Source organism: Glutamicibacter sp. Je.9.36 (genome assembly GCF_051129975.1).
GTDB lineage: Bacteria > Actinomycetota > Actinomycetes > Actinomycetales > Micrococcaceae > Glutamicibacter.
This window is the reverse complement of the sequence record NZ_JBCPSN010000002.1, coordinates 704,421-726,543: the sequence shown is the minus strand read 5'-3', so window position 1 is coordinate 726,543 and position 22,123 is coordinate 704,421. Positions and strand designations below refer to the sequence as shown.

Sequence of the window (22,123 nt, the reverse complement as noted above, 5' to 3'; positions counted from 1 at the left end):
GTGGAGCCATGACAACTACACCGGAACGCCACCCTCTCTCGCTGTCCAGTTGCGAGGACATCTTGGCGTATGTGCCCCATGCCCTAGGTTTCTATCCTCAGAATTCGGCCGTGCTGATGCTGATAGACGAGGACCATCTGGAAGCGACCTTGCGAGTTGATCTGCCCGAGGAAAACACCGCGGCGGAGCGCGGGACGTGGACCGCGCAGCTGCTGAGCCTGCTAGAACGAATGCCCCATATCCAAGGGGTGGTTCTGGTGGTCTATGCGCCCGAAGGAACGTCGGCCGGCTCCGGTATTCCCTACGCGGATCTGGTGGCGCAGCTAGAGCAGGGGCTGACAAGCAAAAAGGTCTTGCTGCGTCACAGCTGGTGCCGGCAGGATCGTGTGGTCTGGAACTACGCGACCGATGATTACGCTGAGCCGACCCCCGTGCGCCCGGTGGAAACGAACGAAACGCATTTGTCGTTGGTCTTCGCCGGGTCCGCACCGTTGGACATTCCATGGGACGGTAGCGGAATCCCGCAATGGCCGCAGGCTGCTGAGATCCTGAAGATCATCTCGAATCAGCAGCACAACGTCGTCAACTGCTTGGAAGCGTGGCTGCAGACCATGGACCTGGCTGAGCCGGAAGCCCGGGCCTGGATTCACGATGAGCATGAGCACGCCGCATTGCTGCTGGGTTCCTTGGAAGTGAAAATCGTGCGTGACCTTCTTCCGTACCTGGCTGGTCAGGGACTCGAAGCATCACTGGATGTGCTGTTCGGCGTGATGCGCGGGGATCGCGAATCTGCCGCCGCGCCATTGACCAACTATTTGCTGGGACGTGGTTGGCATGCTCCGGACTGGCAGAGGATTGACCGGTTGTGGCAGGTCGCCAGAGACCTGCTCGGCGTTGCTGAAGGCAACGCGCGTCAGGCCCTGCTGTGCATTCTTGCGTGGATCGAGTGGGCGCGAGGCAGGGGAACCATGGCGTTGTGCCTGTTGGGTCGAGCGGTCGAGGAAAACCCGAATTACGAGCTGGCCAGGCTGCTGCAAAAGCTGATGTCCCATGGAATCATGCCCGAATGGGCGACCGACCAATTGCGGGCATGGCGTGCTAGTTTCAGCTGAGCAGCAATAGCCGGAGTGTCCCAAGTGGTGTCCCGGTGGCAATTCATGGATAATGGGACAACAGACCCGGTTAGGTTCGAATTGCCTATGTCTTGAAATCTCCGGATTTCGGGAACATTAGGCGGGCTTGATGCGTTGATATCAATGTGCCAGCTCTCGGTGTTTAGTCAATGATTAAACGCCATCGGACTTGACAGGGTCATAGTGGTGTTACCGGCAGGTGCATCCGGAACGCATCGTTAGAAAGGTTATTCGTGTCATCTTCTGAGACGAACGCTAATCGCAAAGCAACTGAGGCCGAGGTTGAAGCGGCCGAGGTCGAGGCAGCCGCCCCTGCAGCGAAGAAGCGCGCTACCAAGGCCAAGCCTCGGACTAAAAAGGTCGCTGCTGAAACTGCAGCGCAAGACGAATCAACCGGAGCGTCGGCTGACGCCGATGACGATGTTGAGCAAGGCACCGATTCGAAGGACCCGAAGTCTGACGATGATTCGAAGGGCTTCACCCTTTCAACCGGTGACGATGATGCTCCACAGCAGCAGGTCATGGTCGCTGGCGCGACCGCTGACCCGGTCAAGGATTACCTGAAGCAGATCGGCAAGGTCGCCCTGCTGAACGCTGAGCAGGAAGTTGACTTGGCTCTGCGCATCGAAGCGGGCCTGTTCGCGACTGACAAGTTGGAAAAGGACGACGGCTCGATGGACCAGCGTTTGCGCTGGGACTATGAGCAGATCATCCACGACGGCAAGATCGCCAAGAACCACTTGCTGGAAGCCAACCTTCGCCTGGTAGTTTCGCTGGCCAAGCGCTACACCGGCCGCGGCATGCTGTTCCTGGACCTGATCCAGGAAGGCAACCTTGGCCTGATCCGTGCAGTGGAGAAATTCGACTACACCAAGGGCTTCAAGTTCTCGACCTACGCCACCTGGTGGATCCGCCAGGCAATTACCCGTGCCATGGCTGACCAGGCACGTACCATTCGTATTCCAGTGCACATGGTTGAAGTCATCAACAAGCTGGCACGTGTCCAGCGACAGATGCTCCAGGACCTGGGCCGCGAACCAACCCCAGAAGAGCTGGCCAAGGAACTGGACATGACCCCTGAAAAGGTTGTCGAAGTCCAGAAGTATGGTCGCGAACCAATTTCCTTGCACACCCCGTTGGGTGAAGACGGCGACTCCGAATTCGGTGACCTCATTGAAGACTCGGAAGCAGTAGTCCCAGCCGATGCAGTTTCGTTCACCTTGTTGCAGGAGCAGCTCCACTCGGTGCTCGACACGCTCTCAGAGCGTGAAGCAGGTGTGGTGGCCATGCGCTTCGGCCTGACCGATGGCCAGCCTAAGACCTTGGATGAAATCGGCAAGGTCTACGGTGTGACTCGTGAACGCATTCGCCAGATCGAGTCCAAGACGATGTCCAAGCTTCGTCACCCATCGCGTTCCCAGGTGCTGCGCGATTACCTAGACTAAGAATCTGAGGATGTGGCCAGTAGTTCATTCAATGAACTGCTGGCCACATTTTTTTATTTGCCGTTAATGCAAGAAGAAGGTGACCCAGAATTGGGTCACCTTCTCGAATTAGTGGCTGGCCACGAGTTTAGTCGTTGGCGTCCACCTTGGGCTTTTCATAGAGTCGCGAAGACTCATCCTGCCATACCGAAGTCTGCGGACGCAGCTTTGGTTCTACATCGCGGGCATGGTGAGCGCAGAAGAGCAACTCACCGCCTGTCGAAGCCAGCACGGCTCGCACGTAGGCCTGTGCGCCGCAGCGGTCGCACCGGTCGAGGGCGTTCAGTTCACGACTAGCGGTCGTAGTAGTCATTGCCAGCCTCCTAAAGTTGATGGTTACTCTATACAACCAGCTTGGGCTCCGACTTTATCCCGATTTGCCTGTTCTTTCGCTCACCGCGTAGCGCATGTGGATAAGGTCATAGGAGACCGGCGTGCTGGGCAGCACCGGAAAATAGCGGGTATTCGAACACATTAACGATTAGAATATGGAATAAGACGTACTTTCTCATGCAAGTAGGAGACAACAGCTCAGTGGCTTCATCCGACAATTACAGCGCCCGGCACCTTTCGGTCTTGGAAGGCCTGGAAGCGGTTCGTAAGCGCCCAGGCATGTACATCGGCTCCACCGACTCCCGTGGCTTGATGCATTGCCTCTGGGAGATCATCGATAACTCAGTTGACGAAGCGCTGGGCGGTTTCGGCCAGGCAATTGACGTCATCTTGCACTCTGACGGCTCCGTTGAAGTCCAGGATGACGGCCGCGGCATTCCTGTCGATGTTGAACCCAAGACAGGCTTGAGCGGTTTGGAAGTTGTCTTCACCAAGCTGCACGCCGGCGGCAAGTTCGGTGGCGGCTCCTACAATGCTTCCGGCGGTCTGCACGGCGTGGGCGCCTCGGTCGTCAACGCCTTGTCGGCCCGTTTGGACGTCGAAGTTGACCGCGGTGGCAAGACCTACGGCCTGCAGTTCCGTCGTGGAGAGCCAGGCAAATTTACCGATAAGGGCCGCAAGAAAGCGGACGCTTCTTTCAAGGCTCATGAGACGGCGACGGCTCCGGGTGTTATCGGCAAAGCCAAGCGTGGCGTGACTGGAACGCGCATTCGCTACTGGGCGGATAACCATATCTTCACCCCGGATGCGAAGTTCTCCTATAAGGATTTGCAGGATCGAGCGCGCCAGACCTCCTTCTTGGTTCCTGGGTTGCGCATCACCCTGCGCGATGAACGTGGATTACCGGATACCCCGGGTGCGGACGGGCCTCACGAGGAAGTGTTCCAGCATGATGGCGGCATCAGCGAGTTCGTCGACTATCTGAGCAGCGACTCGCCGGTCACGGACATCTGGCGTTTCCATGGCAGCGGATCTTTCCATGAAAAAGTTCCGGTCATCGATGGCAGTGGTCGCAGCCATATCGAAGATGTGCAGCGTGTCTGCGAAGTTGACGTCGCGGTGCGTTGGGGAATCGGCTACGAAACCTCGCTGCGCAGCTTCGTGAATATCATTGCGACCCCCAAGGGAGGTACGCATACTGCCGGCTTCGAACAGGCCATGCTCAAGTCCTTCCGCAAGAACGTGGAGGCCAATGCGCGGAAGCTCAAGTTCGGCCAGAAGGACAAGCTGGAGAAGGACGACGTGTTGGCAGGCATGACTGCCGTGCTGACCGTCCGACTGGCAGAGCCGCAGTTCGAAGGGCAGACCAAGGAAATTTTGGGTACCCCGCAGGTACGCCAGATTGTTTCCAAGGTGCTGGAGAAAGCACTCAACGATCGCTTGGGATCCAATAAGCGCAACGAGAAGGCTGAAGCGTCCACGCTGCTGGAGAAGGTCGTCAACGAGATGAAATCTCGCGTGTCGGCACGTATGCACAAGGAGACCCAGCGTCGCAAGACCGCCTTGGAATCTTCCTCGCTGCCAACCAAACTGCTCGATTGCCGCAGCAAGGAAGTTGGAAAGTCTGAACTGTTCATCGTCGAGGGCGACAGTGCATTGGGCACCGCCCGTCTCGCGCGCTCCAGCGAGTACCAGGCGCTGCTGCCAATTCGAGGCAAGATCCTCAACGTGCAGAAGGCCTCGATCTCGGACATGCTCTCGAACGCGGAGTGCGCAGCGATGATCCAGGTGATTGGTGCCGGTTCGGGGCGCAGCTTCGACATCGAGCAAGCTCGATACGGCAAGATCATCTTGATGACGGATGCTGATGTTGACGGTGCGCACATTCGGACGTTGCTGCTGACGTTGTTCTATCGCTACATGCGTCCCATGATCGAGCACGGTCGCGTCTATGCGGCGGTTCCGCCGCTGCACCGCATTGAGGTGATCAATCCGGGGTCGAAGCAGAATGAGGTTATCTACACCTACTCGGAGGTGGAAATGACCAAGCTGCTGGCCAACTTGGAGAAGGAAGGCCGACGCTACAAGGAGCCGATCCAGCGCTATAAGGGCTTAGGAGAAATGGACGCAGACCAGCTGGCTGAAACCACCATGGACCTGCGTCATCGTATGCTGCGCCGTGTCGGCATCGAGCATGCGCAGGCAGCCGAGGAGGTCTTTGATCTGCTGATGGGTTCCGATGTGGCGCCTCGCAAGAAGTTCATTATCGACGGCGCCGACGATCTAGAACGAGATCGTATCGACGTCTAGGGCAATGCACACAGCGAAGTCCCTGGCCCCAACGGGGTCCAGGGACTTCGCTGTTTGCGCCAAGCGAGTGCTACCAGTCCAGCAACCGCGGTGCGATGAGCAGGACTGTCGGGCAGATCAGCAACATGATGGTGCTCAGGAGCACCAGTGCTCGCTGCGGGCGGCCCAGCGGATCCTGCGGGGAGAGCAAGCGTTGCAGCCGGCGGGAGGAGACTTCACCATCAGGCATGCCAACTAGGCCGGCACTGGACGAATGATTCTTTGACGACGAATCATCCATTGCTGCGGCGGTGGCGACAGTGACAATGGCTTTGAGCAACGTGTGCCTATTGACCTGTTCCAGTGCTTTGTCGTCGGCGAGCATTTCAATCAGTTGGCGCACTGCATCGAGCGCAAGGCGTGAAGTCGGTAGCCAAGGCAACGCTTCGTGCCACGCCGTGAATGCCAGGATCAGCAGATCATGCCGTTGATCCAAATGGGAGCGTTCATGGGCAATAACCGCCTGCTGCTCTTCGGCAGAGAGCTGGGTGAGCAATCCGCGCGATAGCACGGTCACCGATTGCGAGATCCCCGGCACGCAATATGCAACAGGCATGTCGTGATCAATCACTAGGGTATTTGGCCGCGTCTGGGACGGGTTGCTCAAGAGGCGCAGCAGATGCCGGTGCTTGGCTCGTTGGCGAGAGATGCGCCAAGCGGCCCGTATGAGGGTTAATACCAGGTGAAATCCGAAGAGCAGTGCTGCGCTCAAGGCGAAGAGGTGCACTTCGCCGGGATCGGGCACACTGGGATCTCCCATTATCAGGAGCCAGCCGCCATGAAGCGCGGAGATGAGGTCATCGCCCAATGGGGCCAAACCCCAGACAAGCATCGAGCCGATCATGGAAAGTCCACCGCCTAATGCGATGGCTTGCCAAAGGAGTACCGCTTGCACAGGTGAGCGGGCGGTCCATTTAGCCTTGGATAAAGCCAACGGCGTCGGCCACGCCAATGCGATAGCCAACGCCGCTAGGAAATATGAGGTGAGAAGCACTCAGTCCCCGAAGTTCTTCTAAATTATGCGGACTTTACTGAGTCCAAGATAGCACGCAGGGATGCTGCCTCGTCGGGGGTGATGCCTCCGATGAATCGTGCCAGGACTGCTTCACGGTCCTGGGCGGTGCCCAGGGCGTCGTTGAGTAGTCCAACGGTGTGATCCTCACGGGAGGATGAAGCTGCGTACCGGTGAGGGCGGGTAGTGCGCTCGCGCTCTACCAAACCCTTCTTTTCGAGACGGGCTAGCACAGTCAGCACCGTAGTTACTGCGAGTTCTTTCGCGTCGGTGCCAAGCGCCGCCAAATCATCACGAAGGTCATTCGCGGTGAGTGGTTCTGCAGAATCCCACAGAAGATCCATGACGGAGCGTTCCAGATCGCCAAGGCTGGCCACTAGGTCGTACCTCACTTGCATTAGTTTTGACGCGGTTGCTTGACTCATGGAGTGCAAGCACACTGCTTGGGTTCTTAATTGTAGCCATCTTTCCACAATATTTCTACGGCATGTAAAAGAGAGGGGTGAGTACATGCTTTACCCGTTTCGCAATGAGTTGCGAGAATGTGGCGGGTGAAACTTGTTGACTTGGGTTTTTTAAGAACCGTAGACACAACCCTGTCAATAGGCTTAGTATTTGCGCCCACGTGCGCGCTGGCGAAGTCTCCAGTTTCGGAAATTGCTCATCGGCTCGATTTCTACACGCTGTCGAAATCGTCTATGGTGGCCTTGGAGAACTTTTCTACGGAGCGTAGAAAAGTGATTGAACTTCGATCCCACGATAGTTGAGGAATCCATGGATGCTCTAGAGATTGCCCGCTGGCAATTCGGCATTACGACGGTCTACCACTTCCTGATGGTGCCCCTGACCATTGGACTAGGCCTGACCGTGGCCACGCTGCAAACCATGTGGCATCGCACCGGCAACGAGCACTGGCTGCGAATGACAAAATTCTGGGGCAAGCTTTTCCTGATCAACTTCATCATGGGCATCGCCACGGGCATTGTCCAAGAGTTCCAGTTCGGCATGGCTTGGAGCGAATACAGCCGCTATGTAGGGGACGTATTCGGAGCGCCGTTGGCCATGGAAGCTCTGCTGGCCTTTTTCGTAGAATCTACATTCCTGGGGCTCTGGATCTTCGGCTGGAAGAAGCTTCCCAAACGCGTGCACCTGGCAACCATCTGGTGCGCATCCTTGGCAACGATCTTTTCCGCCTACTTCATCCTTGTTGCGAACTCATGGATGCAGCACCCGGTTGGAACGAAAATAGTTGACGGTCGAGCCGTGATGACCGACGCATGGGCGGTGTTCACCAACAACACCGCGCTAGTGACGTTCCCGCACACTATTTTCGGTGCCTTCGCCGTTGCCGGCGGCTTCCTGCTGGGCATCTCATGGTTCCATCTCTACCGCCGACGCAAAGAAGGCATCGACTCGGTGGATGCCAACGGATATGTTGTCGTGGGCGAAGATCCCAGCCGCGGTAAAAGCCGTGACAAGGTGGACTACCAAGTCTGGATCAAGTCCCTGCGCATCGGCGCCGCGGTAGCAATGGTCGCGTTCCTCGGTGTGGCACTGAGCGGGCACGAACAAGCAAAGCTCATGTTCGAGCAGCAGCCGATGAAAATGGCTGCTGCGGAGGCAGCTTGCCACGATGGAACAGGCTTCTCGGTGCTGTCCTTGGGAGATATCACCGCCAAGGGTTCAACCAACTGCGACAACGTCGTAGCGGTCTTCGAAATCCCGGGCATTCTCTCGTATCTGGCCAATGGGGATTTCACCACCGAAATCAAGGGCGTGAACACGCTGATTCCGGAATACCAGGAAAAATACGGCAAGTACTATCCGAACGATGAATCCTTCGGCAAGTACGCAGGCCAGGAAATCAACTACCTGCCAGTGATGGAAGTGACCTACTGGGGCTTCCGCTTGATGATCACCCTCGGCGGGCTCTCGGCATTGGCTGCCGGCGTTGCGCTATGGATCACCCGCAAGGGCACCGTCCCAGAAAACAAATGGCTCTCGCGCCTTGCCCTGCTAGGCATTGCCGCACCCTTCGGCGCAAACGCCACTGGCTGGATTTTCACCGAAATGGGCCGGCAGCCATTCACCGTAGTCCCCAACCCGCAGATGGGTGGCGTGGACCAGGTGTTCATGTACACCGCCGCATCGGTCTCTCCGACAGTGAGTGCAGGAGAAATGCTCTTCTCGCTGATCGCGCTTACGACAATCTACGGTGTGCTGCTGGTCGTGGAACTGGTCCTGCTCAGCCGCTACATTCGTGGCGGCGTGGCATCGGCAATGCCAGAGCTTGAACCGTCAGATCATTCACCAGCGGACGGCCCATCGGACCCGGACAACGATGACGACGACGTACTGGCCTTCGCCTACTAGCGGCACGGACTAAGGAGAACATCAATGGATTGGCTTCCAACACTTTGGTTCATTGTGATCGCGCTGCTCTGGTGCGGCTATCTCTTCCTCGAAGGCTTTGACCTCGGGGTGGGCATGCTCATCGGTCTCGGCCGTTCCACCGAGAAGCGCAAACGGCTCTTGCTCAATACCATCGGCCCGGTCTGGGATGGCAATGAGGTATGGCTGCTGACCGCCGGCGGTGCGACCTTCGCAGCGTTTCCGCACTGGTACGCCTCGCTGTTCTCGGCCCTCTACATTCCGCTGACCTTTGTCCTGCTGGCGTTGATTTTCCGTGCCGTTGCCATTGAGTACCGGGGCAAGGCGATCACCGCAGCAACCAGGAAAGCCTGGGACCTGGCCTTGGGGATCGGATCGCTGGTGGCCGCCTTCGGTGTCGGTGCCATGCTGGCATTGACCACCTTGGGTCTGCCCTTGAACGAGAACGGCGACCGAATCGGCGGGGCCTTCGCGTGGCTGAACTGGCATGCCGTCCTCGGCGGCGCAGCAGTGGTGGCGTTCTGCTGGATCCATGCGTTGGCATTCCTGCGGTTGAAAACCGACGGAAAAGTCCGCCATGAAGCAGGAAAGCTCGTAGGCCGCTGGCTGCCGCTAGCAATCCTGCCCTTAGTCGCGTGGGTCCTGCTGGTGTTGCTGGACAACGATTCCACCATCGCCTGGGCGGTGTTGGGCCTGGCAGCGGTCTGCCTGGCCATTTCGATAGCCAGCGGCCGCGCTGGGCGCGAGGGGCTCTCCTTCATCGCCCTGGGCGCCACCTTGCTCGCCGGGGTCGCTGCGATCTTCACCGCCGCTTACCCGGTAGTGCTGCCATCGACCATCGACCCGGCCTTCGACCTGACCGTGGCTAACGCGTCGAGCACTGCTTACACCCTGAAGCTCATGAGCGTCGTGGCCGCCTTCGGCGTGCCAATGGTCTTGGCGTACCAGGCCTGGAGCTACTGGGTCTTCCGCAAGCGCTTGCGCGAAGAGCACATTCCAGAAACTCATCGAGTCGTCTCCATCATCAAGTAACCGCATTTCCGAGGGAAAGAAGTAGTAATGCCAGCCCCGCGATTCCTGCCGCGTGAACTGATCACGCCACGACAATTCCTGGTTTTGGCGCTGTTCTCCGCGCTCAAAGTCGTCGGGCTGGTATTCGTCGCCTACGCGCTGGGCCAATGGATCGCCACCATGGCCGATGGAGGGGCCAATGAATCGCACCTGCTGATCCTGGCGCTGGCCGGCGCCGCGCTTCGAGCGCTCAGCGCATGGGGATTGAACGCCGGCGCCCGCCGGATGGGCCTGGGCGCGAAGGAACGGCTACGGCTGAACCTGGTGCGCAGGCAAGCCGCGCAACCAGCCATCGTCCCCGCAGCGGAACAGCATTCCATACCGGTCACCGCCACCTTGGCCAGCCATGGCCTTGAGAAGCTCGATGACTACTTCACCAAATTCATTCCTGCGCTCATCGGCGCCCTGGCCGTCCCGCTGCTGCTTGGCCTCTACATTCTTCAGCTGGACTGGATCAGCGCGGTGGTGCTGCTCCTGACGATCCCGCTGGTGCCGGTGTTCATGGCATTGATCGGCATGCACACCCAGGACACCCTCAACGAATCCCAAGCCACCTTGGATCGGCTTGCCCACCAGCTCTACGAACTCGCCCAGGGCTTGCCCGCACTGCTGGGCTTGGGCCGGGCACGGGCCCACGGCAGCGCCATCGCCGCCGTCAGCAGCAAATACCGGGCGGCCACCATGGCCAACCTGAAAACCGTATTCATGTCCAGCTTCTGGCTGGAACTGATCGCAACCCTTTCGGTGGCGGTACTCGCGGTGATGATCGGCGTGAGACTGGTCAGCGGGAATATGGATCTCGCCGCCGGGCTGATAATCCTCATCCTGGCACCCGAGTTGTTCTCGGCACTGCGCGAAGTGGGCTCTGCCTACCATGCGGCCGATGACGGGCTGGCTGCCTACCAGAAGTACACAGCCATCACCGCTGCCACCCCGGTCCATCAGCTTCGTGCCAGCACTGCCAGGAACGCAGATAGCGTCCTGGACGTCGCGGACCTGCTGATCAGCTACGATGGCATGCATCCAATCCACCAAGCCGTGAATATTCAGTTGCGCGCGGGGGAGCGCCTGGTACTGTCCACTGCCAGCGGTTCGGGCAAGAGCACGCTGCTCAAGCTGATCGCCGAGGCGCACAGCAGCGACAACACCTTCGACCCGGCCTTGGCCAGCGGGCGGGTCTTCATAGCCGGCCAGCTAGCAGTGATTAGCCAGCATCCGCAATTCAACGCAGCAACCGGCAACGGGCAACTGGACCAGGACGCCCCCGCGGCACCGGCGGAACTGCGCCGAGAGCTCAGCTCCCGGCTATCGATGGAGTCCATGCTCGAGCGCCCGATCGGAGAATATTCACCCGGCGAGCTGCGCCGCCTGGAAGTGCTGCGCGCGCTGCTGCGGGTTCACAGCGACGACCACTGCACCGTGCTGCTGGCCGATGAGCCTACCGCGCACCTTGATGAGCGCAACGCCCAGCAAGTACGCGAACTGCTGAGTGAACTTCCAGCCCGCTGCGCGATGCTGGTCGCCAGCCACGACCCCGCCTTCGGGCAGGACGAACGTGCCGGCAGCACAGCGCATGGTGCTGGCCCTGCCCACCGTGAAGAATCCGCAGGCAACCGGTCGCGAGCCACCGGGGCAACGCAGCTTGGCGCCACTGGCCAACGGCCGGTGAAGTCCAAGTTCACCCCGATGCGCGACTTGCTTGCCGGGTACAAAGCTGCGCCCAAGGGCGTGCTCTGGGGGACGGCCAGCGTGCTATGCGCCGTGGCGCTCGCGGCCCTGAGCGGTTGGCTGATCGTTGAAGCCAGCTACCAGCCTCCCATCTTGCACCTGACCGTAGCCTTCGCGATGGTCCGCGGCCTGGGCATCGGACGGGCTGCCTTCCGCTACCTGGAACAGCTCGCGATCCACGACGCGGTGCTGGCCTACGCCTCGGATTTGCGCGAGAAGATGTGGAACGCGATGGTGGCCAACCCTGCACAGTGGGGCTTGCTGAGCCGTTCCTCGGTCATCCTGCGATTCTTGCTGGCCGAGGTCGATGAACTGCGCGACCTATTGGCCCGGGTGCTGTTCCCGCCGCTGCAGGCAATCGTAGTGTGGGTTGCAGCAGCAACGGCCTTGTACTTCATCCAGCCCGAATTCGGATATCTGGCCCTCGGTGCGCTGCTGGTGCTGGTCTTCCCGGTGCGTTGGCTTGTGCAGCGCATTGAAGGCGAACACCTCGTGCATCAGCTCAGCCACCGGATGCAGATGAACCAGAGCGTGCTGGGCATCTTGCGGCACAAGTCCGCACTGCGCAGCAACCAGGCCATGGAACGGACCATTGGCCGCTTCCAGGACGCCGAAGCACGCAATACGCAGCGCGCTCGCCGGCATGCCCTGGGCCAAGGCAGCGCCACGGCCCTGGCCACGTTGACCAGCGTATTGCTTGCCATCGCCATCACCGCGCAATCGCACAGCAGCGCATCGTTTACAGCACTGGCCGTGCTCCTGGGCCTGGCCTTGGGGGAGAGCGCTGGCAATGCCCTGCTGGCGGTGCAGCAGGGGCGGGCGCTGAAGGTACTGTCATCGAAGCTGGAAGAACGCGGCATGCAAAGCCACGGCGCACGAGCAGCGCAGAGCAACCCGCCGGCGAAGCAAAGCTGGATCGCCGGCTTCGATGCGCAAGCGCTGAGCCTCGGGTACGAGCAGGGAACGCCAGTTCTGCAGAATCTGAACGCCCGCATCCCGGCAGGGCAGTGGACGGCCATTACCGGTCCATCGGGTTCTGGCAAATCGACGCTGCTCACCGCGTTGCTGGGCGCGTTGCCAGCGCAGTCGGGCACGTTGAAGGGCATCGACGCCCGCGGGAACCTGCTGGATCTAGAGCAGGCAGACCTGTCATCGGTTGCCTGGTGCCCGCAAGAGGCGCACCTCTTCGACTCCTCGATTCGCCGGAACCTGATGCTGGGCGTCACTGAAGGCCAGCTGCGCAGCGATGCGCAGCTGGAAGAAGTGCTGGAGCAAGTCGGGCTGTCGGACTGGTTGGCAACACAGCCAGAAGGCCTCGAGGCACGCATCGGTTCCGGCGGGCACCAGCTCTCCGGCGGTCAGCGGTGCAAGCTCGCCGTGGCCCGTGCCATGGTGGGCGGCCACCAGATCATCTTGCTTGATGAACCGACTGCCCATCTGGGGGTGGATGAAGCCCAGGAGCTGCTTTCCACCTTGCATCTCGCCCTTGCCGGACGAACCGTCGTCTTGATCACCCATGACCAGATGCTTGCCGGGCAGTGCACCCACCACATTGAACTGGGAAGCCAGAAGCCCAGGGTCAGCGCATAGGACTGCGGCGTCGCTTCCACCCACGGATAGGAGGTGGAAACGACGCCGCGTTCAGTTCTGGCGCTGCTGGATTAGAGGATTACTCCGCCGTCGTCGAAAGGCAGCGCGTCTTCGCCCGGCGTGATGGCCGGGGCCGCTTTTGCCTTGGTTGGCTCGGGAATCAACGCTTCTTGCCGCGCGGTTGCCTGGAGGTCCTGGGCAGCAGGTGCTGCAAGAGCATCGTGCCCGCCGGCAATGGTTCCGCCAATGATGTTCACTGACTGGGCCAAAGGCGCGCCCGAACCATCGCGCTTGCCATATTCGGTCGGCAAAGCACGCACTACGCCTGCCGTGGAGCTGGCACGCGCTGGACCCTGGCCGGCATAGCCCAGCTGCAGGTAGTCCTCACCCTTGACGAAACGGTGGGCGCGCACGCCCGCGGTGGCGCGGCCCTTGGCCGGGAACTCCGAGAAGTCGGTGAGCTTCACCGACTGGCCCGAGGTGCCAGGAAGGGTCTGCGAACCGGCAGCGATCGTGGCTACCACCGCGTCGCTAGCACCGGCAGGAACCACACCGAAGAAGATCACCTGGTCATCGGCGGCGAGCCTGATGCCGGCCATGCCCTGTCCGGTGCGGCCCTGGGCACGCACAGCCGAAGCGCTGAAACGCAGCAGCTGAGCCTGCCTGGTCATGAACACCAGCTCATCGGCATCCTCGGCCGGCACCGCGGCAATCACGACGTCGGTGTCCTTGAGCGTGATCGCCTCGAACTCGTCACGGTTCAGCGGGTAGTCCGGGGTGACCCGCTTGACCACACCGTTCTTGGTGCCAACGGCAATCACCTGGTTCAGCGGAACCAGTGCCACCGCGCTTTCGCCCTTGCCCAGCTTGAGGAATTCGGAGATCGGCACGCCGTGGGCCAGCTGCGGGAAGCCATGGGATTCCGGGAGCACCGGAACATCGATCAGCGAGATGCGAATAATCCGTCCGGTACTCGTCAGCGCTCCGATCTCACCACGGGCGCTGGAGGCAACCTGCGAGGTGAGCACGTCGTGCTTGATGCGCGCCGAGGAGTAGTCCACGACGTCCCGATCAGGAGTCCGGGCGAGCTGCCCCGTGGCCGAGAGCAATACCCAGCACGGGCTGTCGGAGACTTCCATGGCCAACTTGGCCTTCTTGCCTGTCCCGACTTCTTCAGGCAACGCGGTGCCTTTCAGCGGTGCCAGCTGAGCAGACTTCAGCAGCTTGGTCCGGCGCGGGGTGCCGAAAGTGTCGGCCATTTCCCCGAGCTCATCGGAGACCAGGGTGCGCAGCAGCTCATCGGACTCCAAAATGGCGCGCAGTTCCTCGATTTCGTTGCGCAGCTGCTCGGCTTCGGTCTCCAGCTCCAGCGTGGAGTACTTGGTCAGCTGGCGCAACCGCAGTTCCAGGATGTGGCTGGCCTGCGGCTCGCTCAGGTCGAAGACCGTCATCAGGCGTTCGCGTGCTTCTGCGGTCTGCTCGGAGGATCGGATAATGGCAATGACATCGTCAATATCGACGATGGCAATCAGCAGGCCCTCCACCAGATGCAAACGGTCTTCACGCTTGGCCAGGCGATGCGCGGTGCGACGGCGTACAACATCCAGCCGGTGGTCCACATACACGGTGAGCAGTTCGCCCAGCCCCATGGTGCGTGGCTGGCCGTCGACCAGGGCAACGTTGTTGATGCCGAAGGAGTCTTCCATCGGGGTGTACTTGTACAGGCTGGCCAGGACAGCGTTCGGGTTGAAACCGTTCTTCAGCTCGATAACCAGCTTCAGGCCGTGATGCCGGTCGGTCAGGTCGACAACATCGGAGATGCCGGAGATCTTCTTGCTGTTGACGCCATCCTTGATCTTCTCAATGACCTTTTCAGGGCCCACGCCATAAGGCAGTTCGGTGACAACCAGGCCCGACTTGCGTGCGGAGATCTTCTCCAGGGCCACGGTAGCTCGGGTGCGGAACAAGCCACGACCGGTGCGGTAGGCATCCTTGATGCCGTCCAAACCGGTAATGCTGCCGCCCGAGGGCAAATCCGGGCCCGGAATGAACTTCATGAGTTCTTCGACGGTGGCGTCCGGTTCCTTGAGCAGGTGTTGCGCAGCAGCGACAACTTCGCCCAGATTGTGGGGAGCCATGTTGGTGGCCATGCCCACGGCAATGCCGGTGGTGCCATTGACCAGCAGATTGGGGAATGCTGCCGGCAGCACTTCGGGCTGCATGAACTGGTTGTCGTAGTTCGGGACGAAGTTCACGACCTCTTCATCCAGGTTCGCGGTCATGGCAACAGCCGAGGCTGCCAGACGGGCCTCGGTGTAACGCGGGGCTGCCGGGCCGTCATCGAGCGATCCGAAGTTTCCGTGGCCATCGATCAGCGGCAGCCGAAGGGAGAAGTCCTGGGCCAGGCGGACCATGGCGTCGTAGATCGCGGTGTCGCCATGGGGGTGCAGCTTGCCCATCACTTCGCCGACCACGCGGGCGGACTTGACATGGCCCTTCTCTGGGCGCAAGCCCATTTGCGCCATCTGGAAGAGGATGCGGCGCTGAACTGGCTTCAGCCCATCACGGGCATCGGGAAGCGCGCGGGAGTAGATCACCGAGTAGGCATACTCCAAGAAGGATGATTCCATTTCATTGGTGACGTCTATATCGACGATATTTTCAACGAAATCCGCTGGAATCTCTTCAGACTTCTTACGAGCCATTACTCTGTTCGTCCTTCATCTACTGTCTTAGGGCCGGAACTGCCGAATCTTCGTGTTGCATCTGGGCGCAACGCCGAACTGCCGACTATCCTAAGCCTATGGTGGATCGTAAACTTTCGGCGGCATATCCGGCGCATTGGGAAGCAGATGTTGTGCTTCGCGATGGGACAACTGCACACCTGCGGCCGATTACTCCGCAGGATGCCCAAGCGCTCCAGGAGATGCACAAGCAGCAGTCTGAGACGTCAGTCTACTTACGCTATTTTACGTATAAGTCGTCACTGACCCCTAAAGAGCTCGAACGGTTCACCAATGTCGACCATGTGAATCGCGTCGCCTTCACCGTGGTTCGTGGCGCAAGGATCATCGGCGTCGGCCGCTACGACCGCTTGGATGACCCGCGGGAGGCGGAAGTCGCCTTCAACGTCTCGGACGAATACCAGGGCACCGGTATCGGCTCGATCCTCTTGGAGCATCTGGCCGCGGCGGCCCGTGAAAACGATATCGAGAAGTTCTCGGCCGAGGTACTTCCAGAGAACCGGAAGATGCTCACCGTCTTCTCCGATGCCGGGTACGCGGTCGCACGGCATTTTGAAGACGGCGTAGTCATGCTCGAATTTTCCATCAGTCCTACCGAGAAGTCCCGCGAAGTGACCGAGGCGCGAGAACATCGCGCCGAGGCGAGCAGTGTTGCTGCTCTCCTGGCGCCCAGGTCCGTTGCCGTCATCGGAGCCAGCCGCACCTGGGGCAAGCTGGGGCACGACGTGCTGGAACAAATTGTGGAATCCGGGTACACCGGTGCCGTGTATGCGGTGAACGATGCGGCCTTGGAAGTGGGCGGCATGGTGGCCTACGGGAAGATCACCGAAATCCCCGGACCGGTGGATGTCGCCTTCCTGTGCATTCCGCGCGAAGGGGTCATGGAAGCCATCGGGGACTGCGCCACCCACGGGGTCAAATCCCTGGTCATCATGACCACCGGCTACGAAACTCCGGAAGGGTTGAGTGCCCAGCGCGAACTTGTGTCGCTGGCTCGTGCCAACGGCATGCGGGTGGTCGGGCCGGGTTCTGCCGGGCTGATGAATACCGACCCGCAGGTGAAGCTGTATGCCACCGGAAGCCAACACGTTCCGCCATCCGGAAACGTCGGATTCTTCACCCAGTCGGCCGCCATGGGCACAATCATCCAGGGTGTGGCCTTGCAGCAAGGTGTTGGCCCCAGCAGCGCCATTTCCGCAGGCCTGCGCGCTGATGTATCCGGCAACGACGCGATGCAGTTCTTTGAGGACGACTTGCGTACCCATGTTGTCGCGTTGTACCTGGAATCCTTTGGCAACCCACGCAAGTTCGCACGCATCGCCCGGCGCCTGGCCCGCAGCAAGCCTGTGATCGTGGCTAAATCCGATGTGATGGGCCGCCGCCTTCCACCGGGCCACTCGGTGCGCGTAGGCCAAGCGCCACCAGGTGCAACGAACGCAATTCTTCGCCAGTCGGGCGTGATTCGCGTGCGTTCATCAGAAGAGCTGCTGGATGTCACGGCCCTGCTTTCGGTCTTCCCTGCGCCGATGGGCCCGAACGTTGCGGTCCTGTCCAACTCCTCGACCATCGCAGAGGTGGTGTGCGACGTCGCCGAGGACAGGAACCTGAACACCGTCGTGCAGAGCGAAGAGCTGGACTACAGCATGGGCCAGTCCAAGGCCATTCCGGTACTGCGCGCCCGGATCAAGGAACTGGTGGAAGACCCGCAGGTCCACACCATCTTGCTGGCGCACCTGCCCTACTCGGAGCTGGATACCAGCGCAGTTCTGAAGGTCGCCAAGGAGTTCATTGGCCAGCCAAAACCAGTGGTGGCATTGGTTCCGGGCCTGGCGGATACGAAAATTACTGGCGGCCTGAAGCAGGGGATTCCGGTATACACCTCGCCAACCACCGTCATCGGCGCCCTGGCCAAGGCCTATGGATACCAGCAGTGGGTTGACGTTCCCTACGAGCCGATGAAGGATCCAGCTGGAATCGACGTGGACGGTGCCGCGGAGTACCTTGATGAATTGGTGCAGACCATCTCGGGGACCAACCTGCTGGAATTGGACGACGCGCAGGTGCAGAAGCTGCTGGACTTCTACGGGATCAAGTTCCTGTCCCATCGGGTGGTGCACACCGCAGGAGAAGCTGTTGCGGCGGCCGAAGAATTCGGCTGGCCGGTGGCACTGAAAGCCAACGACCCTGATCTGCGCCAACGCCTGGACTTGGGCGGCGTGCGCTTGAGCATCCCGGACAAGCAGAGCCTGGAAGCGAACTTCACGCATATGAAGTCGCTGATGGCGGTTTACGGCGTGGACTCCCTGGAAGTGCAGAGCATGGCTCCTGCTGGCCAGGCTTGCGTGGTCAAGGCCGTGGAAGACCCGTTGCTTGGTCCAGTCATTTCCTTCGGGCTCAGCGGCGATCCGGTGAACCTGCTCGATGATTGGGCCCACGGGGTGGCGCCGTTCTCCACCCATGATCTGGAACAGCTCATCCGCCGTCCGCGCAGCAGCGTGCGGCTCTTCGGCTACCAGGGATTGCCCGCGGTGGATCTTGATGCCCTGAAGGACTTCATTACCCGCGTTTCGCTGTTCAAGGACAACCATCCTGAAGTGACCGTTGCCAAATTCGCGCCGATCACCGTTGCCACCGATTCGTTGAGCGTGCTGGCGGTGAACATCCAGATCAGCAACGCTGAGCAACGCACCGATAGCGTCCGCCGGGCATTGCGTAACTGAGTGCAATCGCCGAAACGTGAATTGCCTGTGGCGACTGAGTAGAATTGGGGCATGAGTTCTCCAACGTATTCGACCACTCCTGGCGCTGAGCTTCAGCATGATCTGGTCCGTGCGGGTTTTTATCCGCAGATGGTCCAGGATGTACTGGCTGAAGCCATGATGGGCCAACCAGTGCTTGACCACTATGTACATCTGGAAACTCACTTCGACCATACCGAAGTGCACCGCCATATCACCGTTATGGTGATGAGTGAAAAGGTGCTTTTCATCGTGCACGTCGATGACCAGCAGCTTGACGACCACGGCAAGGACGTCATGGCGCAGGTCTCCGTCGAAATGATTTCCCTGGCCCGCATCGCCTCGGTTGCCACCAGTTACGTCTACCACCAGCCGCAGCATTACTCGGCCGCTGACCCGGTCAAGGAATTGACCTTCGGACTGTCCTGGAACGGAACCAAGCGGATTGATCTGGCCCCTGCCGCCTGCGCCGATCCGCAGTGCGATGCCGACCATGGGCTGAACGGCACCTCGCAGCCTGAGGACTTGGTGATCCGCGTCAGCGCCGAGGCCGACGGCCAGCAGGCCGTGAACAAGGCCCGGGAATTCGCTGTCCGCCTGCGCCTGGCCACGATCGCCTGAGCATGATCGAGGAACAGAAACGCAGCAACCTGCCTGTCCCGGCACAGAAAATCCCGGACGCGCCCAAATACGGCCAAGCTACGCTGTCGGAGATCCTTCCGTCGGCAGCCGCTGCAATGGGCGTTCCGGGCTACGAGAACGCTTTGGGCTTTGCCCCGACAAAACGTGTGGCACTGATCATGGTTGACGGACTGGGCTGGAACCAGCTCAAGAGCCATCTCGGGCATGCACCCTTCCTGCGCGGCCTGTTCGAAAAGGGGCAGAAGCTGGGAACGGGATTCCCTTCCACCACCGCGACGTCCCTGAGCAGCCTGGCCACGGGCCTGGCTCCCGGCGAACATGGAATGGTTGGCTATGACGTCATCGATCCGGCCAAGCGCCGTGTAGTTAACCAGCTCGGAGGATGGCCAGGGGACTTGGACCCCGAAGCGTGGCAGACTCGCCCGACCGTTTTCCAGAAAGTCGCCGAGCACGGCATCCACGTGGCTACCGTGTCTATTCCGATGTTCGCCAAGTCGGCCCTGACTCGCGCGTCGTTGCGCGGCCCCAAATTCGTGCCGGCGAACCAGCCTGCGGCCCGTGCGCGTGCTACCCGAACCATCTTCGAGTCGAACCGCAATTCGCTGGTCTACACGTACTTCAATGAATTGGACAAGGCCGGACACAAATTCGGCGTGGACTCCAGCCAATGGCGGGACACGCTCGAAGAGTTGGATTACGTCATTAAGAACCTGGTCTCCAAGCTGCCAGAAGAAACCACGGTGCTGATTACCGGTGACCATGGAATGGTGGACATCCCCGCATCCCAACGCATCGACTACAGCCAGCAGCCGGAGCTTATCGAAGGCGTGGAGCTGACCAGCGGCGAACCTCGTGGAGTGCAATTGACCTTCGACACGCAGACCGACGCGGCTAGCCGGTTACGCGTACGCGAGGCCTGGCAGCAGGCCTACGGCACCAAAGCCTGGGTGATGACGCGCGAGGAAGCCATTGAACTGGGCTACTTCGGCGCCATTACCGAAGAGCATGCAGCCCGGCTGGGTGATCTGATGATCCTGGCAGCGGAAGCTATCGCTTTCTACGACGGCCGACGCGTTACGCCGATGGCGTTTGACATGGTAGGGCAGCACGGATCGCTCACCGCGGGGGAGCGCTTCATCCCGCTGCTGGTGCACCGCACCACCTAGTTCTCAACGGAACAAGCGCATACGGGTGCGGGAGCAGCATTGAACCAATGCTGCTCCCGCACCCGTATGCGCTCTAGCTCGGCGGCGCGTCAGGAATCGGTGTCCTTCTTGCGCTTGCCGAACATGATGTCATCCCAGCTGGGAACCGAAGACCGCTTGGCCTTGCGCGGAGCGGACTCTTCGGCATTCTGCTCGGACGGCTTGTCCTCAGTGCTGTTCGCACCGCCGGCATCCTGATCGGTGACGACCACCAGCTGCGAAGTGCGTGCCGAAATCCCCTGTGGAAGGTGCGGCAGCGAGTCCTCATCGTCGGCGTCGTACTTGCTCATGCTGCGTTCGATGATCTCGTTGTAGCGTGACTCGCGCTCCGGATCCTGGTCCTTCGTGCGCTGCCCACGGCGAGCGTTCAGCAACGTGACCAGTTCCTCGGTCTCATCCGGTTCCGGGGTACTGGCTGCAGGAGCCGGCTCAGGCTCTGGCTGGTTCAGCGCAGAGACCGGGCGAAAGTATTCAGGGGCCACCTGTTCGCTCAAGGTTTGTGCCCAGCGGTTCAGGTTTTTCAACGACTTGCGTGCCGGGGTGAATGCCCACCGCGCACTGTTCGAGGAAGCATCAGTGGAATCCGAGCCCAGGGACTCGACATTCTCGGTCGGCAGCGGGGAATCGAACTGCACGGTAACGATCCATTGGCCTTCTGGATCTTTCCAGGCGTTCCATCGAGCCGAGTCGGCGTCGATGTGCAGCTGGTGCAGGCGGTGGACCACCATGGAACCAAGATCCGCAGGCTCTTCGCCGAATACTTCGCGGTATTCGGCATCGGTTTGTGGTCCTGAAACCTCGACACGACGTGCTAGCTCGGCGATGTGCTCGCGCTCAGCCAGCACCGGACCTTCGTACTTGACGATGTCCTCGACTGGGATATCCCACTCAAGAGACAGATCATAGGCGGAAGCACCAGCGCGCACTCGCGCTTGAATTTCGCGCGGCGAATGGACCGAGGACTCCTCACGGTTCCTTGGTGCCCGCGAACGGGCAATTTCGGCCATTGCACTGCGCAGTGCATCGTCAACAGGTAGCTCGAAGCTCATCCCGTCGTCGCTGCTGACCTGCAGGCTGGAACCATTTTCATGAATTCCTACCAGTCTCAGCTGACGCATTCCTACCCTCCACACGCTCTATTTCCTGTGTAAAACTCTGCCACCTCGAGGCCTGAATTCCTACCACCGCGCAGGGTGTGGCGCAAGATTAGTCATCAACCTCACGCAGTAATTCCTTGAACCTTCCGCCCATGGCATAGCGTGGCAAGAACGGGAATGGATGACCCGGAATAACGCTATACTTCTATGCCGGTATAAGTTTTCACCTTGTGAAGCAGCCGGCTAGGACGAAGACCTGCAGGAAAGAGCGAAAAACGATTATGGCAAATGAATCTGCTGCACCCGTAGCAATGTCAGAAGCGGAACGAGCCAAGGAAATCGCTCAGCTCAAGGCAGGCAAGACCGCAGCCATGGCCAACCTGGTCGACGAGGCCGAAACACCCTTGGCTGAGGAATATGTTTTGCCCGGCGGCGAAGCATCGCAGGAAGAAGCGAGCATCGAGATCCTGCCGGAGCAGGCAGACGAGTTCACCTGCGCATCTTGCTTCATGGTGCGTCACCGCACGCAGCTGGCCCGTGAAGGCAACGGGCAGAAATTCTGCAGCGAGTGCGAAGGCTAGGAAGCTTACGCAACAGTTCTGACAG

At 60.2% G+C, this 22,123-nt stretch carries 15 protein-coding genes; 10 read left to right on the top strand and 5 right to left on the bottom strand.

The features are described 5' to 3' along the window. Nucleotides 1-8: 8 nt before the first annotated feature. Together AAZQ98_RS07875 and AAZQ98_RS07870 are read left to right on the top strand one after the other, a co-directional pair. Entirely contained in the window at nucleotides 9-1,112 is a 1,104-nt protein-coding gene (locus AAZQ98_RS07875) for a DUF4192 family protein (RefSeq protein ID WP_434691155.1), read from the top strand. Nucleotides 1,113-1,366: 254 nt separating this feature from the next. Then, complete coding sequence (locus AAZQ98_RS07870) at nucleotides 1,367-2,578, top strand: RNA polymerase sigma factor (RefSeq protein ID WP_434691153.1); 1,212 nt, start codon at nucleotides 1,367-1,369, stop codon at nucleotides 2,576-2,578. 127 nt (nucleotides 2,579-2,705) lie between these two features. On the opposite strand, the gene AAZQ98_RS07865 is transcribed toward AAZQ98_RS07870, so the two are convergent. Beyond that, on the bottom strand, nucleotides 2,706-2,930 hold the full coding sequence (locus AAZQ98_RS07865; RefSeq protein WP_105656767.1) for a DUF7455 domain-containing protein: 225 nt from the start codon (nucleotides 2,928-2,930) through the stop codon (nucleotides 2,706-2,708). Nucleotides 2,931-3,151: 221 nt separating this feature from the next. Here AAZQ98_RS07865 and AAZQ98_RS07860 point away from each other — a divergent pair, with 221 nt between their 5' ends. Further along, nucleotides 3,152-5,260 carry a DNA gyrase/topoisomerase IV subunit B gene (locus AAZQ98_RS07860; RefSeq protein WP_434691150.1) on the top strand — a complete coding sequence of 703 codons (2,109 nt, stop codon included), beginning with the start codon at nucleotides 3,152-3,154 and terminating at the stop codon, nucleotides 5,258-5,260. 70 nt (nucleotides 5,261-5,330) lie between these two features. Here AAZQ98_RS07860 and AAZQ98_RS07855 read toward each other — a convergent pair whose 3' ends face one another. After that, on the bottom strand, nucleotides 5,331-6,293 hold the full coding sequence (locus AAZQ98_RS07855) for a M56 family metallopeptidase (protein ID WP_434691147.1): 963 nt from the start codon (nucleotides 6,291-6,293) through the stop codon (nucleotides 5,331-5,333). Nucleotides 6,294-6,316: 23 nt separating this feature from the next. After that, nucleotides 6,317-6,688, bottom strand: a complete 372-nt coding sequence (locus tag AAZQ98_RS07850) for a BlaI/MecI/CopY family transcriptional regulator (protein WP_434691336.1) — start codon at nucleotides 6,686-6,688, stop codon at nucleotides 6,317-6,319. A gap of 397 nt (nucleotides 6,689-7,085) precedes the next feature. Between AAZQ98_RS07850 and AAZQ98_RS07845 the strand changes: the two genes are divergently transcribed. Genes AAZQ98_RS07845 through cydC form a run of 3 tightly spaced genes read left to right on the top strand, consistent with a single transcriptional unit; the run spans nucleotide 7,086 to nucleotide 13,091 of the window. Beyond that, nucleotides 7,086-8,684 (top strand): cytochrome ubiquinol oxidase subunit I, encoded by a 1,599-nt coding sequence (locus AAZQ98_RS07845; protein ID WP_332731224.1) that lies wholly within the window; start codon nucleotides 7,086-7,088, stop codon nucleotides 8,682-8,684. A 24-nt stretch (nucleotides 8,685-8,708) separates the two neighbouring features. Further along, on the top strand, nucleotides 8,709-9,734 hold the full coding sequence (gene cydB / locus AAZQ98_RS07840; protein ID WP_105656764.1) for a cytochrome d ubiquinol oxidase subunit II: 1,026 nt from the start codon (nucleotides 8,709-8,711) through the stop codon (nucleotides 9,732-9,734). 27 nt (nucleotides 9,735-9,761) lie between these two features. Next, the gene (cydC, locus tag AAZQ98_RS07835; protein ID WP_434691144.1) at nucleotides 9,762-13,091 is read left to right on the top strand and encodes a thiol reductant ABC exporter subunit CydC; all 3,330 of its coding nucleotides are present in this window, start codon (nucleotides 9,762-9,764) and stop codon (nucleotides 13,089-13,091) included. A gap of 71 nt (nucleotides 13,092-13,162) precedes the next feature. Here the strand turns inward: cydC and AAZQ98_RS07830 are convergent, their stop codons facing one another. After that, nucleotides 13,163-15,796, bottom strand: a complete 2,634-nt coding sequence (locus AAZQ98_RS07830) for a DNA gyrase/topoisomerase IV subunit A (protein WP_434691141.1) — start codon at nucleotides 15,794-15,796, stop codon at nucleotides 13,163-13,165. Nucleotides 15,797-15,894: 98 nt separating this feature from the next. On the opposite strand from AAZQ98_RS07830, the gene AAZQ98_RS07825 reads away from it, so the two are divergent. From AAZQ98_RS07825 to AAZQ98_RS07815, 3 genes are read left to right on the top strand one after another with little or no spacing between them, the layout of a single operon-like run. Next, the gene (locus AAZQ98_RS07825; protein WP_434691139.1) at nucleotides 15,895-18,555 is read left to right on the top strand and encodes a GNAT family N-acetyltransferase; all 2,661 of its coding nucleotides are present in this window, start codon (nucleotides 15,895-15,897) and stop codon (nucleotides 18,553-18,555) included. A gap of 51 nt (nucleotides 18,556-18,606) precedes the next feature. Beyond that, a complete protein-coding gene (locus AAZQ98_RS07820) occupies nucleotides 18,607-19,194 on the top strand; it encodes a DUF5998 family protein (RefSeq protein ID WP_105656760.1) in 588 nt (195 codons plus the stop codon). Nucleotides 19,195-19,196: 2 nt separating this feature from the next. After that, nucleotides 19,197-20,381, top strand: a complete 1,185-nt coding sequence (locus tag AAZQ98_RS07815; RefSeq protein WP_133834268.1) for an alkaline phosphatase family protein — start codon at nucleotides 19,197-19,199, stop codon at nucleotides 20,379-20,381. An 89-nt stretch (nucleotides 20,382-20,470) separates the two neighbouring features. Here the strand turns inward: AAZQ98_RS07815 and sepH are convergent, their stop codons facing one another. Continuing rightward, nucleotides 20,471-21,538, bottom strand: a complete 1,068-nt coding sequence (gene sepH / locus AAZQ98_RS07810; RefSeq protein ID WP_434691137.1) for a septation protein SepH — start codon at nucleotides 21,536-21,538, stop codon at nucleotides 20,471-20,473. A gap of 260 nt (nucleotides 21,539-21,798) precedes the next feature. On the opposite strand from sepH, the gene AAZQ98_RS07805 reads away from it, so the two are divergent. After that, complete coding sequence (locus AAZQ98_RS07805; protein WP_434691134.1) at nucleotides 21,799-22,098, top strand: DUF4193 family protein; 300 nt, start codon at nucleotides 21,799-21,801, stop codon at nucleotides 22,096-22,098. Nucleotides 22,099-22,123: the final 25 nt, after the last annotated feature.